The sequence below is a fragment of the Nonomuraea thailandensis genome (assembly GCF_024172165.1).
Classification (GTDB): domain Bacteria; phylum Actinomycetota; class Actinomycetes; order Streptosporangiales; family Streptosporangiaceae; genus Nonomuraea; species Nonomuraea thailandensis.
In genome coordinates this window covers 5,914,168-5,928,254 of sequence record NZ_JAMZEB010000002.1, presented here as the reverse complement: position 1 = coordinate 5,928,254, position 14,087 = coordinate 5,914,168, and the positions used below count along the sequence as shown (strand labels likewise).

Annotated in this window: 14 protein-coding genes; 4 read left to right on the top strand and 10 right to left on the bottom strand. The window is 71.2% G+C overall.

What is annotated here, in order from left to right; genetic code table 11:
- Positions 1-10: 10 nt before the first annotated feature.
- On the bottom strand, positions 11-910 hold the full coding sequence (gene murQ, locus HD597_RS30675) for an N-acetylmuramic acid 6-phosphate etherase (RefSeq protein WP_253746463.1): 900 nt from the start codon (positions 908-910) through the stop codon (positions 11-13).
- 58 nt (positions 911-968) lie between these two features.
- Here murQ and HD597_RS30670 point away from each other — a divergent pair, with 58 nt between their 5' ends.
- Positions 969-2,081: an exo-beta-N-acetylmuramidase NamZ family protein gene (locus HD597_RS30670; protein WP_253746460.1), complete on the top strand. Its 1,113-nt coding sequence runs from the start codon at positions 969-971 to the stop codon at positions 2,079-2,081.
- Between the two features lie 5 nt (positions 2,082-2,086).
- On the opposite strand, the gene HD597_RS30665 is transcribed toward HD597_RS30670, so the two are convergent.
- The 8 genes from HD597_RS30665 to HD597_RS30630 form a co-directional block, all read right to left on the bottom strand.
- Entirely contained in the window at positions 2,087-2,938 is an 852-nt protein-coding gene (locus HD597_RS30665; protein ID WP_253746459.1) for a GNAT family N-acetyltransferase, read from the bottom strand.
- Positions 2,938-3,948 (bottom strand): ABC transporter ATP-binding protein, encoded by a 1,011-nt coding sequence (locus tag HD597_RS30660; protein ID WP_253746458.1) that lies wholly within the window; start codon positions 3,946-3,948, stop codon positions 2,938-2,940. Before HD597_RS30660 ends, HD597_RS30665 begins: the two co-directional genes overlap by 1 nt.
- A complete protein-coding gene (locus HD597_RS30655; protein ID WP_253746457.1) occupies positions 3,945-4,931 on the bottom strand; it encodes an ABC transporter ATP-binding protein in 987 nt (328 codons plus the stop codon). Before HD597_RS30655 ends, HD597_RS30660 begins: the two co-directional genes overlap by 4 nt.
- Before the next feature lie 4 nt (positions 4,932-4,935).
- Positions 4,936-5,844, bottom strand: a complete 909-nt coding sequence (locus tag HD597_RS30650) for an ABC transporter permease (protein ID WP_253746455.1) — start codon at positions 5,842-5,844, stop codon at positions 4,936-4,938.
- Positions 5,841-6,848 (bottom strand): ABC transporter permease, encoded by a 1,008-nt coding sequence (locus HD597_RS30645; protein WP_253746454.1) that lies wholly within the window; start codon positions 6,846-6,848, stop codon positions 5,841-5,843. The genes HD597_RS30650 and HD597_RS30645 overlap by 4 nt, the downstream gene beginning before the upstream one ends.
- 3 nt (positions 6,849-6,851) lie before the next feature.
- Entirely contained in the window at positions 6,852-8,684 is a 1,833-nt protein-coding gene (locus tag HD597_RS30640; protein ID WP_253746452.1) for an ABC transporter substrate-binding protein, read from the bottom strand.
- Positions 8,685-8,828: 144 nt separating this feature from the next.
- Positions 8,829-9,797 carry a zinc-dependent alcohol dehydrogenase family protein gene (locus tag HD597_RS30635; protein ID WP_253746449.1) on the bottom strand — a complete coding sequence of 323 codons (969 nt, stop codon included), beginning with the start codon at positions 9,795-9,797 and terminating at the stop codon, positions 8,829-8,831.
- Between the two features lies 1 nt (position 9,798).
- Entirely contained in the window at positions 9,799-10,989 is a 1,191-nt protein-coding gene (locus tag HD597_RS30630; RefSeq protein ID WP_253746447.1) for a M20 metallopeptidase family protein, read from the bottom strand.
- A 53-nt stretch (positions 10,990-11,042) separates the two neighbouring features.
- Between HD597_RS30630 and HD597_RS30625 the strand changes: the two genes are divergently transcribed.
- The 3 genes from HD597_RS30625 (at position 11,043) to HD597_RS30615 (ending at position 13,277) form a co-directional block, all read left to right on the top strand.
- Positions 11,043-11,831: an HAD-IIA family hydrolase gene (locus HD597_RS30625; RefSeq protein WP_253746445.1), complete on the top strand. Its 789-nt coding sequence runs from the start codon at positions 11,043-11,045 to the stop codon at positions 11,829-11,831.
- 212 nt (positions 11,832-12,043) lie between these two features.
- On the top strand, positions 12,044-12,667 hold the full coding sequence (locus tag HD597_RS30620; RefSeq protein WP_253746443.1) for a DinB family protein: 624 nt from the start codon (positions 12,044-12,046) through the stop codon (positions 12,665-12,667).
- Between the two features lie 187 nt (positions 12,668-12,854).
- The gene (locus tag HD597_RS30615) at positions 12,855-13,277 is read left to right on the top strand and encodes a hypothetical protein (protein ID WP_253746441.1); all 423 of its coding nucleotides are present in this window, start codon (positions 12,855-12,857) and stop codon (positions 13,275-13,277) included.
- An 18-nt stretch (positions 13,278-13,295) separates the two neighbouring features.
- On the opposite strand, the gene HD597_RS30610 is transcribed toward HD597_RS30615, so the two are convergent.
- Positions 13,296-13,829 carry an NADPH-dependent FMN reductase gene (locus HD597_RS30610; protein ID WP_253746439.1) on the bottom strand — a complete coding sequence of 178 codons (534 nt, stop codon included), beginning with the start codon at positions 13,827-13,829 and terminating at the stop codon, positions 13,296-13,298.
- Between the last annotated feature and the right edge of the window lie 258 nt (positions 13,830-14,087).

Below are 14,087 nucleotides of genomic sequence, written 5' to 3'. Positions count from 1 at the left end.
GATCGCCCGCTCAGCCGCTCAGCGCGTCGCTCAGGCGCTCCCCGTGCGACTCCAGCAGCGCGCGGGCGCCGTCGGCGTCGAGGCCGTGCCGGATCATCAGCACCGCGACCTTCGCCTGGCCGCCCGCCGCGTCCAGCGCCGCCCCCGCGGTCTCGCGGTCGGCGCCGGTGATGTCGGCGACGATGCGCATGGCCCGCCCGGCGAGCTTGCTGTTCATGGCCGACATCTCGATCATCGTGTTCCCGTACGTGCGGCCCAGCTTGACCATCGAGATCGTGGAGATCATGTTCAGCACGAGCTTCTGCGCCGTGCCGGCCTTCAGCCGGGTCGAGCCGGTCACCACCTCGGGCCCCACGACCACCTCGATCGCGTGCTCCGCGGCGGCCGACAGCGGCGCGTCGTCATTGCACGACAGGCCGACGGTCAGCGCGCCGCGAAGGGCGGCCTCCGCCAGCGCGCCCAGCACGAAAGGGGCCCGCCCGCTGGCGGACACGCCCACCACCGAGTCGAGCGGTCCCACCTCCAGGTCCTTCAGCGCTGTGGCGCCCCCCTCGGTGTCGTCCTCCGCCCCCTCGACGGACCGGGTCAGCGCGTCCGGCCCGCCCGCGATCACGCCCTGCACCAGCGACGGATCGGTGCCGAACGTGGGCGGGCACTCGCTGGCGTCGAGCACGGCCAGGCGCCCCGACGTGCCGGCGCCGACGTAGATGAGCCGCCCGCCCGCGGCCATCCTGTCGGCGATCGCGTCGATGGCCGCCGAGATCGCCGGGATGACCACCGCGACGGCGGCGGGCACGGCGGCGTCGGCCTGGTTCATCAGGCGGGCGATCCGCTCGGTCGGCAGCCGGTCGATCTGGCTGTAGCGGGGATCGCTCTGCTCGGTGGACAGCTCGGGCAGCGGCTCAATCATGTCGCTAATTTCCACCCTCTACTTCTCTCTTGTAAATATCTTTCAGACAATGGGTTCCATGCCACACGTACGAACCGGAGCAGAACGGCTGGCCACGGACCCCGCCCTCGCGGGAGGCGCCCGCCTCGGCCTGATCACCAACCCCACCGGAGTCCTGCCCGACCTGACCCCCACGGCCGACGCCCTGCTGGCCGCGGGGGTGAAGCTGACCGCGCTGTTCGGCCCCGAGCACGGCATGCGCGGCACCGCCCAGGCGGCGGGGGCCGAGGGCGACACCGTGGACGAGCGGACCGGGCTGCCGGTGTACGACACGTACCAGCTGTCCGGGGAGGCGCTGGACCGCGTGGTGGCGGCCGCCGGCGTGGACACGCTGGTCTTCGACATCGCCGACGTGGGCGCCCGCTTCTACACCTACGTCTGGACCATGTACGACCTGATGGAGTCGGCCGCCCGGCTCGGCCTGCGCTTCGTGGTCCTGGACCGGCCGAACCCCCTCGGCGGGACCGTCGAGGAGGGGCCGCCGCTCGACCCGGCGTTCGCCAGCTTCGTGGGCCGCTTCCCGCTGCCCCTGCGGCACGGCAGGACCGTGGGCGAGCTGGCCGGGCTGTTCGGCCTCGGCGTGGACCTGACGGTCGTCACGATGGAGGGCTGGCGGCGCGACATGACGTACGGCGAGACGGGGCTGCCCTGGGTGATGCCCTCGGTCAACATGCCGACCCCGGACACCGCGCTGGTCTATCCGGGCACCGGTCTCGTCGAGGGCACGAACTTCTCCGAAGGGCGCGGCACGACCCGGCCCTTCGAGCTGATCGGGGCTCCGTACGCCGACGCGCGGCTCGCCCCCGCCCTGGCCGCTCTCGGGCTGCCGGGTGTGCGGTTCAGGGAGGCGTGGTTCACGCCGACGTTCCACAAGCACGCCGGCGTCCCCGTCCGGGGGGTGCAGCTCCACGTGCACGACCGTGACGCCTTCAGGCCGGTGCTGACGGGCCTGTCCATCCTGCACGTGGCCCGCACCCTCTACCCGGGGGACCTGCGCTGGCAGGGGCCCGAGCTGTTCCTGGACCACCTGTGGGGGTCCGGCGCCCTGACCGGGTGCCTGGAGGCCGGCGCCGACCCGCGCGAGCTGTGCCCGCCGCCGCGCCGTCCCGAAGGATCGTTGCTCTACCGCTGAGGCCATCACGCCAGGTCGCGCCGGTAGAGCCAGAAGACGCGCTCCGCCCGCGCGCCAACAGCGCGCGAGTAGAACCGCAACGGCCCCACCCACCCGATCTGGGCGCTGTCCTGGCCCGCGGCCCGCTGCTCCGCCAGGCACCTGCGGAGCAGCACCCGGCCCAGCCCGAGGCCGCGCGCGCCCGGAGCGGTGCCCATGGGGCCGAACCAGGCGGGCCGCGCGCCCCAGGCGGCGAAGCCCAGGATCTCGCCGTCGCGCTCGGCGTAGTGCAGCCCCGCCCCGGTGACCGCCTCCCAGGCCCACCGCTCGTTCCAGTGCTCCTGGACGAAGGCGGCCACCCGCTCGCGGTCCGCGCCGGCGGCGTGCACGGTGACGCCCGCCTTCTCCAGCCGCGTCAGGTCGTCCTCGACGGACAGGTCCGCACCCAGGTCGGCCGTCATGTTCCAGGCCACGTGGTAGCGCTCGTAGCCGAGGCTCTCGGCCAGGCAGGCGGCGGCGGTGTAGCGCACGTCGATGCCCGGCCAGGCGTAACACGGCGGGTTCCCGGCGAAGCGGGCCTGGCGCGCCCCCTGCTCGCGCAGCCACTCCTCGGCAGCGCGCACCAGCGTCCTGCCGCGCCCCTCGCCCCTGGCCTCCGGACGCACGGCGAGCAGGTCGAGGTGCCCGACGCCCGGGTCCTTGTCCGACATCGAGGCCATGACCACGCCGCCGTCCACGGCCAGCGCCGTCCACCGGCGCCCCGCGGGGGGCCGCGACAGGTGCCCGACCAGGGCGGCCCCCTCGCCGGCGTCGAGCGTCAGCGCGGCCTCGGCGATCCCGGCCGCCGCGGCCAGGTCCGCCGCCTTGACAGAGGACATCACACCTCGCTCATCGGGCGGGCGATCACGCTGCGCCGCTCGGGGTAGAAGCACGCGTGCTCCTGCGGCACACCCTCGGTGACCTGCAGCAGCGGCCGCTCGCCCGCGCACCGCTCACCCTGGAACGGGCAGCGGCGGGCGAACAGGCAGCCCTCGTCCGACTGGCTCTCGTCCAGGGACTCCAGCGGCACCACGGGCTGCTCGCCCGGCTGCTCCAGCCCGTGCAGGACCGGGATGGCCGACAGCAGCGACTGCGTGTACGGATGCACGGGGTCGGCGATGATCGTGTCCACCGGGCCGCGCTCGACGACCTGGCCGCGGTAGATGACGTACAGCTCGCCGTCGCCGCCGATGTAGCGTGCCGTGGCCACGTCGTGCGTGATGAACAGCACGCTCACGCCCAGCCGCTCGCGCAGGTCCTTCAGCAGCGCCAGGATGCCCAGCCGGAGCGAGACGTCGATCATGGACACGGCCTCGTCGGCGACCAGCATCTCCGGGTCCACGGTCAGCGCGCGGGCGATGACCACGCGCTGCCGCATGCCGCCCGAGAGCTGGTGCGGGTAGCGCGACAGCACCGTGCCCGGGTCCAGGCCGACCAGCGACAGCACCTCGGCCGCCCGCTCGTCGATCCACTGCCGCGAGCGCCCGGTCTGCCCGGCCCGCAGGGCCAGCGGCGCGTGCAGCGTCTGGTGGATGGTCCTGGTCGGGTTCAGGGCCGAGTACGGGTCCTGGTGGATCATCTGGATCTTGCGGAAGTGCGGCTGGCGCTGCTTGGGCTTCAGCCCCGACATGGAGACGCCGTCGATGGCGACCTCCCCCTCGTCGTACGACTCCAGCCCCGCGATGATCCGCCCCAGCGTCGTCTTGCCGCACCCGGACTCGCCGATGAACGAGGCCGCGCCGCCCTTGGGGATCGCGAAGTCCACGCCCCGCAGCGCCCGCACCTCGCGGGCCCCGAGCAGCTTGCCGCGCTGCTTGAAGGTCTTGACGACCCCGGTACCGGTGATCATGCATGCTCCTTGACGGATACGGCGTGACAGGCAACGGTCCTGGGACCGTCGGCCACCGCCTCCGGGTCCACGGTGTCGCACACGTCCATGCGCAGCGGGCAGCGCTCCCTGAACACGCAGCCCTGCTTCGGCACGGTCGCCAGCGTCGGGGGCCGGCCCGGCAGCGCCCGCGCCTCGTCGATGTCGCCGACGAGCCGGGGGATGGCCCTGATCAGGCCCTGGGTGTAGGGGTGGCGGGGCGCGCCCAGCACCTGCCTGGTGGGGCCCTGCTCGACCAGGCGGCCGCCGTACATGACGGCCAGCCGGTCGGCCACCTCGGCCACCACGCCGATGTCGTGCGTGATGACCAGCGTGGTCAGGCCGCGCTCGGCGTGCACCTCCCGGACGATCTTCAGGATGTTCGCCTGGGTGATCATGTCGAGCGCCGTGGTGGGCTCGTCCAGCACGACCAGGTGGGCGTTGAGCACCAGGGCCAGCATGATGCCCACGCGCTGGCGCATGCCGCCGGACAGCTCGTGCTGGTGCGAGTCCAGCACCCGGGCGCCGTCCAGGCCCATCCTGCCCAGCAGCTCCCTGGCCTCGCGCACCAGGCCGCGCAGGTCGTCCACGCCGTGCGAGCGGCCCAGGTCGAGCAGTTGCTTGCCGACCGTCTTGAGCGGGTTGAGGCTGTTCTGGGCGGCCTGGAAGACGTACCCGATGTGCTTGCCGCGGGCCTTGCGGAGCTGCTCGCCCTGCAGCCCCACCACGTCGCCGAGCCCGTCGATCTCGACGCTGCCCGCCGCGATCCTGCCGGGCGGCTGGACGGCGTTGAGCAGCGACAGCGCCAGCGTGGACTTGCCGGAGCCGGACTCGCCGACGATGCCGGTGATCGACCCGGGCTCCAGCGTCAGGCTGACGTCCCGGACGGCGGGCAGCTCGCCCGCGGGGGTCTTGTAGACGACCGTCAGGCCGCCGATGCGCACTCCCGGCGCTTGCTTGACCACGGGCCTACTCCTCGCGCAGCCGGGGGTTGAAGATCTCGTCCATGGCGTCCACCACGAGCACGATGCCGAGCGTCAGCAGCAGGATCGCCAGCAGCGGGGCCAGCAGGTAGCCGAGCGCGGTCGGCGTGATCATGGCGCCGGCCTGGAAGACGGCCAGGTTGAGCATGACGCCCCAGTTGTCCGACTCGTACGGCAGCACGCCGAGGAAGAACAACCCCACCTGCGAGTAGACGGCTCCGGTGACCGAGATGAGCATGTTCATCGCGATGTACGGCGCCATGCTCGGCAGCAGCTCCTTGCCGATGATGTGCGTCGTGGACAGCCCCAGCCCGCGCGCCGCCTCGATGAAGCCCCGCTCGCGCAGCGACAGCGTCTGCGCGCGCACCGCCCGCGCCACGCCGCCCCAGCCGAGCAGCCCCAGCACCAGGCCCATCTGGATCGGGCTGCCGAACTGCCACACCGTCGCCAGCACCAGCAGCAGCGGCAGGCCGGGGATGGTGAGCTTCATGTCGGTCAGCCGCATGAGCACGGTGTCCCAGCGGCCCCGCTTGAAGCCGGAGTACAGGCCGATCGCGGTGCCGACCACGACCGTGATGAGCGCGGTGACCGCGGCGGTCAGCAGCACGTACCGCGAGCCCTTGATCACCAGCGCGGTCACGTCGCGACCCTGCGGGTCGGTGCCGAACCAGTGCTCCCAGCTCGGCGGCCGGGTGAGGGCGTTGGGATCGGTGGGCAGGTGCTCGGGCAGGATCATCGGCCCGAACACGGCCATGAGGACGAAGCCGAGGAGGATGACCACCCCGGCCATCCGGCTGGGCTTGCGCCGCATGACCCGCCACACCCCGCGCCAGAAGTTGCGCCGCATGGCCGAGGCGGTGGACGAGCCGGTCTCGGGGATGAGCGTCGCGCTCACGACGCCTCCTCTCCGCTGCGGACCCGTGGGTCGATCACGGTGTAGAACAGGTCGGCCACGATGTTGGCCAGGATGGTCGCGACCGTGATCAGCAGGAAGGCCCCGCTCATCACCGCGAAGTCGCGGTCCTGGACGCTGGTGATGAGCAGCCAGCCGAGCCCGGGATAGTTGAAGATCTTCTCGATGAACACCGCCCCGCCCAGCAGCAGGCCCAGCGACAGGGCCAGCAGGGTGAACAGGGGCAGGATCGCGTTGCGCGCGATGTAGCGGAAGATGATCGAGCGCTTCACGCCGCGCAGCTCGGCCGCGAGGATGAAGTCGTCGCCGAGCACGGTCACCACGCTGGACTTCATGGCCAGGATCCAGCCGCCGTACGCCGAGAGCGCGTAGGTGACGACCGGCAGGACGGCGTGCTCGACCAGCGAGCCGATGTAGCCGGCGTTGAAGCCCGGCTCGTAGAGAATGTCCACCGACCCGGCATCGGGCAGGATCGGGATCAGCGTCGCGAAGATCACCACCAGCAGCATCGCCAGCACGTACTGCGGGATGCCGTGCAGCAGCGAGCCGGTGACGGCCAGCGCGTCACCCAGCTTGCCGGTGCGCTTGATGGCCGCGAACACGCCCAGGATGACGCCGACGAGGAAGCTGAGCAGCGTGCCCGCCAGCACCGGTAGAACGGTCCACTTGGCGGCCTCGCCCAGCACGTCCACCACGGGGGTGCCCGCCCTGGTGACGGATTCGCCGAGGTCGAGGCGCACCAGGCCGGACAGGTACTCGGTGTACTGCTGCCACAGCGTGCCGTCGGGCTGGAACCCGTAGAGCACCTTCACGGCCTGCGCCGCCGCCTCGGGCGACATGCCTCCTTCGATGAGCTTCTCGTACCGGGCGGCCATGGGGTCGCCCGGGATGTTGTTGACGATGAAGAAGGTGATCGTCGCAACTACGAGGATCATGACGACACCGCGGGCCAGGTGGCCCGCGAGTCGCCGTGCGATGAGCGTCATAGGCTACTGCTTCGCCTTGATCAGACCTTGCTGGATCCACACGCCCGACATGAGCACGCTGCCGCCGCCGCGCAGGATCTCCTCGTCGTGCGGCCAGCCGGTGAACCGGTTGTTGTTGACGAACAGGGTGTTGACGTAGTCCCAGAGCTGGATGACCGGGAGGTCCTGGTTGGCGGCCTTGGCGAGCTGGGCCATGATCGGCTTGGCCTCCTCGGCGCCGACCGTGTTCAGCTTGGCGGTCAGCTCACCGGGGTTGACCTTCTGGCCGTCGACCTCGATCTCCTCGGGGCCGCCCATCCAGTTGTTGTTCTTGCCGGGCGCGGAGTGCGAGACCTTGTTGCCGACGTTGGACCAGCCGTTGGAGGCGCCGTAGAGGCGCTGGTAGATGTCGTACGGCGCGGGGCCGAGCGCCATCAGCCAGAAGCCGACGTCGTACTTGCCGGCCGCCAGCTCCTCCAGGTAGAGCGGGTAGTCGGCGGTCGTGACGACCTCGGCGTCCACGCCGGCCTTGACGAGCTGGCTCTTGATGTTCTCCTGGGCCGACAGCCAGTCGGTGAACCCGGACGGCGCGTGCATGGAGACCTTCCACGCCGAGCCGTCGGCCAGCGTCCACTTGCCGTCCTTCTTGGTCAGGCCGGCCTGCTCGAACTCGGCCTCGGCCTTGGCCACGTCCGCCTTGTACGGCTCGAGCTGCGGCACCGTCTCCGGGATCCACGCCTGCGCGGCCTTCTGGTGGATGCCGCTGGTCGTGGCGGCCGGCGTGCCGCCCTCGGGCGAGGCGACCTTGGTGACCTGCTCGCGGTCGATGAGGTAGGCCAGGCCGCGGCGCACGTGCACGTTGTCGTACGGCTTCTTGCTCTGGTTGAAGGCCATGCCGACGGCGACCGGCGAGTAGCCCTTGATGACCTCGTTGCCCGGGGCCTGCTTGATGCGGTTCATCACGTCGCTCGGGGTGGCGGTGAAGCCGGCCTGGTCGAGCTTGCCCTGCGTGAGGTAGTTCCAGATCTGCTCGTTGCCGGTGTAGTTGAGGAACTTCACCTGAGCAGGGGCCACGTTCGCGGCGTTGTAGAAGTTCTTGTTCTTGACCAGCAGCGCCTCGGACGGGTTGACCCGCTCCAGCACGAACGGGCCGGCGCTGACGTCCTTCGGCGGGGCGAAGGCGATGACCTTCTCACCGAGGGCGGTGATCTCCTCGCGCGCCTTCTCGGCGTCGGCGCCGTCGCCCCTGGCGGCCTTGAGCTTGTCCCAGAAGTCGGCCGGCAGCACGCTGCCCCACACGTGGGCGGGCAGGACGTTGGTGTCGAGCACGCCGCGGGCGAACTTCGGGCTGGGGTTGGCCATGTCCTGGGTGATCTTGAGGGTCTGCGGGTCGACGACCGTGACCTCGGCCGCCGCCCCCGCCGCGCCGGGCGTGATCGAGAAGGCGGTGCTGCCCTGCGTGTAGGCGATGCCGATGGACATCTTGACGTCGTCGGCCGTGACCGGCTTGCCGTCGGACCACTTGGCGTTCGGCTGGAGCTTCAGCGTGATCGACGAGTTGTCGGGCGCGATCTCCCAGCTCGCCGCGATGCCGGGCAGAGCCTGGTTGGGGTCGGTCAGGTGGTTCTTGACCCAGCCGATCCGCATCGCGTTGTAACCCACGAAGGAGTTGCCCTTGGGGTTGTACGGGTTGGCCGGCGCCGTCGCTTCGAGGCCCGGCCTCGTCACGTCGATCGTGGTGAAGAGCCCGCCGCCGCCACCGCCGCCCGAGCCGGATGTGTTGGTCGAACCACCGCTGCATGCCGCAGTCGCGGTGGCAAGGCCCAGCAACGTCACTACCGCTGCCAGTCGCTTCATTTGCCGCTCCGGGGGATGTCTCTAGGGATTGACCGGACATTACGATCGGGCCCGATCGACGTCAATAATCTCCAGAGGTTGTGAGGTTAATGTAACTTTCCTTCATGAGTGTATGGACTGGTGCTTATCTCCATCAAGTGCTGTTCAGTCCATGATCAGGACGGCGGCCCCGTTCACCCGCCCCGCCGCCAGATCGCCCAGCGCCCGGCCGGCCTCCTCCAACGGGTACGTCACCGTCGTCACCCGCGGTGGATGCGCCAGCGCCAGCTCCAGGTAGGCCCGCCCGTCGGCCCTGGTGTTGGCCGTCACGCTGCGCAGCGTGCGCTCCTGGAACAGGTGCCGCTCGTAGTTCAGCACAGGTATGTCGGTGAGGTGGATGCCCGCCACCGCGAGCGTCCCGCCCCTGTCGAGGGCCTCCAGCGCCGGCGGCACCAGCTCGCCCACCGGCGCGAACAGGATGGCGGCGTCCAGCGGCTCCGGCGGCCGGTCCTCGCCGGCCGAGGCCGCGCCCAGCTCCAGCGCCAGCTCCCGTGACGCGGGCGACCTGCTGACCGCGTGCACCACCGCGCCCTGGGCGATCGCGGCCTGCGCCGTCAGGTGCGCCGAGGCGCCGAAGCCGTAGATCCCCAGCCGCCCGCCCGGCGGCAGCTCGCACCGCGCCAGCGCGCGGTAGCCGATGATCCCGGCGCACAGCAGCGGCGCCAGCTCCACGGCGGGCCGGTCGCCGGGCAGGGGATAGACGTAGTCCGCGTGCGCGACGACGTACTCGGCGTATCCGCCGTCGGCGTCCCACCCGGTGTAGGCCGACCTGGGGCACAGGTTCTCCATACCCCGCAGGCAGTACCGGCACGTGCCGCAGGTCGAGCGCAGCCACGCCACGCCCACCCGCTCACCGGTGCCCTCGACGCGGCCGACCACCTGGTGGCCGGGCGAGGTGCGCGGGCGGCGCGGCTCCAGATCGCCCTCCGCCAGGTGCAGGTCCGTACGGCACACGCCGCACGCCTCCACCTTCACCAGCACCTCACCGGGCCCCGGCTCGGGCACCTCCCGATCGGCCGGGACCAGCGGCCCGGACGCCATCGGCCCCGGCCGCCCGACCACCCAGGCGCGCACGTCAGGCCGACAGCCGCGCGTGCGCCAGTTGCGCGTAGAGGGCGGCCCCGTCGGGCAGCACCGCGTCGTCGAAGATCGCCTCGGGGGAGTGGTTGTACGGCGCCGTCGCCGGATCCCGGTCCGGCGGGCAGGCGCCCAGGAACACGAACGCGCCCGGCACGTTCTCCAGCACGTACGAGAAGTCCTCCGACCCCATCACCGGCTGCGGCGAGACGAAGTACCGCCCCGGCCCGAACAGCTCGTCGGCCGTCCTGCCGACGAAGCCCGCCTCGCTCCCGTCGTTGACCGTCACGGGGTAGCCGTTGTTGAACGACGCCTCCACCTCCAGCCCGTGCGCCGCCGCGATGCCCTGCACGACCTCCACCAGCCGCCGCTTGACCAGCACCCGGTTGTCCTTGCTGAAGGTCCGCACCGTCGCGTCGAACCTGGCCTCGTCGGGGATCACGTTGTCGGCCGAGCCGCCGTGGAAACTGCCCACCGTCACCACGACCGGGTCGAACACGTCGAACGTCCTGGTCACCATCGTCTGCAGCGCCGTGACCATCTCGCAGCCCGCCTGGATCGGGTCCAGCGACCGGTGCGGGCTCGAACCGTGACCGCCGCGCCCCTTCACCGTCACGCAGAACGTGTCGGCCGCCGCCATGATCGGCCCCGGCCTGGACGCGAACAGCCCCGGAGGCAGCATCGCCGACACCACGTGCATGCCGTACGCCGCCACCGGCCGCGCGCCGGCCGCGTCCAGCACCCCCTCCTCGATCATGTGCCTGGCGCCGTGGTGACCCTCCTCGCCCGGCTGGAACATGAAGATCACATCGCCGGCCAGCTCCTCGCGCCGCGCGCTCAGCAGGTGCGCGGCCCCCGCCAGCATGGCGGTGTGCAGGTCGTGGCCGCAGGCGTGCATCTGACCGGGCAACTGGGAGACGTAGGCCAGATCGTTCTTCTCGGTCACGGGCAGGGCGTCCATGTCGCCCCGCAGCAGGACCGCGGGGCCCGGCCTGCCGCCCCGCAGCACGGCGGTGACGGAGCTCAGCGCCGTCCCCGTCTTGATCTCCAGTGGCAGTCCCTCCAGCGCCGCGAGCACCTTCTCCTGGGTGCGCGGCAGGTGGAGCCCCAGCTCCGGGGTGGTGTGCAGCGAGTGCCTGAGCTGGACCAGTTCGTCCCGCATGTCCTGGGCGGATTCAGTGAACGACATGAGGAACATTGTTCACGTGCCGGGCGGGAAGTCGATAAGGCGCGCTCGGTACGATGGGCCACGTGACTCAGCGTAAGCGGATCGACTCCTGGTTGTCCGACATGGACGGCGTGCTCGTCCACGAGGGACGACCGGTCCCAGGTGCGGACGAATTCATCAAGCGGCTCAGCGAATCGGGCAGGAAGTTCCGGGTGCTGACCAACAACTCGATCTACACCCAGCGCGATCTGTCCGTACGTCTGGCGGGCGCGGGCCTCGCCGTGCCGCCCGAGTCCATCTGGACCTCCGCCCTGGCCACCGCCCAGTTCCTCGACGACCAGCGCTCCGGCGGCTCGGCGTACGTGATCGGCGAGGCCGGCCTGACCACGGCGCTGCACGAGGTCGGCTACGTGCTGACCGACCTCGACCCCGACTACGTGGTGCTCGGCGAGACCCGCACCTACAGCTTCACGCAGATCACCCGCGCGATCCGGCTCATCGAGAGCGGCGCCCGCTTCATCGCCACCAACCCCGACCCGATCGGCCCCTCCACCGAGGGCTCCCTGCCGGCCTGCGGGGCCGTCGCCGCCATGATCACCAAGGCGACCGGCGTGGAGCCGTACTTCGTCGGCAAGCCCAACCCGCGCATGATGCGCAGCGCGCTCAACGAGATCGAGGCCCACAGCGAGACCACGGCCATGATCGGTGACCGCATGGACACCGACATCGTCTCGGGCATGGAGGCGGGGCTGTTCACGATCCTCGTGCTCACGGGCGTCACCCAGCGACACGAGATCGACCGCTTCCCCTACCGGCCCTCCCTGGTCGTCGACTCGGTCGCCGACCTGATCGACCTCATCTGACCCACCCCCCTCCCTCCCTCGGACTCCCGCGGCGCCGCCCCCGCCCGCTCCGGCGTGGTGCGGGCGCGTCCGTTCCGCGACGGCGGCGTGAGCTCGCCGCGTTCTTCCCTCTCAAAGGACCTCGCCGGAGTACGGCGGCGCAGGGGAACGGCAGTGAGAAGCCCGGGTGAACCTGACGGCCGTTGACAGGTAAGCGTGGCAGGCTCGGCACCATGACCCGCGTCTACCTCGAACTAGGCCCCAAGAAGGTGTTCGCCTGCTCCCTCGACTGGCCCGGCTGGTGCCGGATCGACAAGGGCGAGGAGGCGGCACTCGACCGGCTCATCGACTACGCCCCCCGCTACCGCGTGATCGCCGAACGGGCCGGGCTGGCGTTCGAGCCCGGCGAGCCCCGGGTGGTGGCCACGGTGCAGGGCACGTCGACGACCGACTTCGGCGTGCCGTACGAGGTGCCGGACCTCGACCTGGAGCCGCTGCCCGCCGCCGAGGCCGAGCGCGAGGTCGCCCTGCTGCGCGCGGCCTGGGAGCTGTTCGACGAGGTCGCCGCCGTCTCGCCGGAGGAACTGCGCAAGGGCCCGCGCGGCGGCGGACGGGACCGGACGAAGATCATCGACCATGTGACGGACGCCGAGCGCGCCTTCGCCAGGAAGGCCGGCGTGCGGCACAAGCCGTACAAGTCGATCGAGGACCGGGACGCGATGCGCGCGGAGCTCGCGCAAACGCTGTCGCGCCCCTGGGAGCCGCCGCCCGCGACCGCCTGGCCGCCCCGCTACGCGCTGCGGCGCATCGCCTGGCACGTCATCGACCACCTGTGGGAGATCGAGGACCGGCGGTAGCGGGTAGAAGATTTCTCCACCCGCCCGGACCGGCCGTCACGCGGCCGGATCAGGGACGGCGCCGTCGCCGCCGGCGGGCCCGGTGGAAAGAACCACACCCCCGCTTTTCTCCCTGCTCGCTGCCGCCCTTGACGGCCTGCGACGATGAGTTGACGCGAGGCCGAACGGTGAGAAAAGGCAGGGGTGCGTGGACATACGGGCGGAGATTCTCGACCTGAAACTCCGTGTCGAGGATCTTGAAACCACCACGGAACGGGTCAGGGAGTCACGGGAGCAGGAGGAGCTCCTGCGCGAGGTCATCGACCGGTCCAGGAAGCTGCAGGCGGAGATGGCCGCACTGCGGGCCGACCTGGCCGAGGCGCGGGCCGGGCTGGGGGAGGAGGTCGCGGCGGTCGGCACCGAGGTCGAGGGGGTCAGGAGAGCGGTCGCGGCGCCCGCCGGGTCACAGGGCGACCAGGACGACCAGGACGGCGAGGACGACGTGCGTACGGAGATCGCCGTCGAGTTCGCGGTCATCCGGTCGGAGATCGAGCACGAGTTCAACTTCCTGCGGTCCGAGGTCATGGACCTGGCCATCAAGCTCGACCGGCTGAGCCCCGGCGCCGGCTGACCCCCGCTAGCCCGCTGATCAGAGGGAGAGGGCGGGCTCCATCACCCCGGCGGGGCACAGTTGCCGGATCACGTTGCGCACCTGGGTGCGCAGGTCGGGGGCGGCCAGGCGGCCGTCCTCGTCGAAGTGCGGCCAGCTGGGCGAGATCACCAGCTCGGCCCCCATCACGACGGCGCCCGCGCCCAGGAGCTGCTTGTACAGCTCCGCCTGCGCCCACATGGCCCCGCAGGCGCGCGCGCTCGCGCTCATCACCGCCACGTGCTTGCCCGACAGGCCCTCCCGCGCCGACATCCAGTCCAGCGTGTACGCCAGCTCCAGTGGCAGCAGGCTGTGCTCGGGCGCGGTCAGCAGGATCGCGTCACCGCCCGCGACCAGCGTGAGCAGCTCCCTCGCCGGGGCCGGGACGGGGCCGGGACGGTAGGCCGGGATCTCGCCCAGTCCCCGCCACACCTCGAAGCCGATGCCAGGCGGCAGCTCGCCGCCCGCCGCGTCCAGCAATCTGGTGATGAATGACCCCGCGTGGAGGCTGGCGGCGATCCCGATGATTTTCACCCTTGCTCCCCAGGGGTTCCGGTGTTACCGGGAACCTGCCCGATGCCTCGGATGTCCAAGACCATCAGCGGGTCAAGAGGCGCACAGACATTGCCGTCCGAACGGGACGCCGCCTGGCGCGTCCCGTCACGTCCGGCAGGGCGGACACCGTGTTGAGGGGTGGCCCGCAGGAGCGAGACGGGGGGAGCACCGGCGCTGGGGGGCTGGCTGCGGCGCCGGGTGCTTGTCGCGGACGACGAAGGCGGCCTGTCCTGCTGT

Excerpts from the sequence above, each read along its gene's own strand:
- murQ (WP_253746463.1), bottom strand. The coding sequence starts at position 910 with ATGATTGAGCCGCTGCCCGAGCTGTCCACCGAGCAGAGCGATCCCCGC.
- HD597_RS30670 (WP_253746460.1), top strand. The coding sequence starts at position 969 with ATGCCACACGTACGAACCGGAGCAGAACGGCTGGCCACGGACCCCGCC.
- HD597_RS30665 (WP_253746459.1), bottom strand. The coding sequence starts at position 2,938 with ATGTCCTCTGTCAAGGCGGCGGACCTGGCCGCGGCGGCCGGGATCGCC.
- HD597_RS30660 (WP_253746458.1), bottom strand. The coding sequence starts at position 3,948 with ATGATCACCGGTACCGGGGTCGTCAAGACCTTCAAGCAGCGCGGCAAG.
- HD597_RS30645 (WP_253746454.1), bottom strand. The coding sequence starts at position 6,848 with ATGACGCTCATCGCACGGCGACTCGCGGGCCACCTGGCCCGCGGTGTC.
- HD597_RS30640 (WP_253746452.1), bottom strand. The coding sequence starts at position 8,684 with ATGAAGCGACTGGCAGCGGTAGTGACGTTGCTGGGCCTTGCCACCGCG.
- HD597_RS30630 (WP_253746447.1), bottom strand. The coding sequence starts at position 10,989 with ATGTCGTTCACTGAATCCGCCCAGGACATGCGGGACGAACTGGTCCAG.
- HD597_RS30625 (WP_253746445.1), top strand. The coding sequence starts at position 11,043 with ATGGGCCACGTGACTCAGCGTAAGCGGATCGACTCCTGGTTGTCCGAC.
- HD597_RS30620 (WP_253746443.1), top strand. The coding sequence starts at position 12,044 with ATGACCCGCGTCTACCTCGAACTAGGCCCCAAGAAGGTGTTCGCCTGC.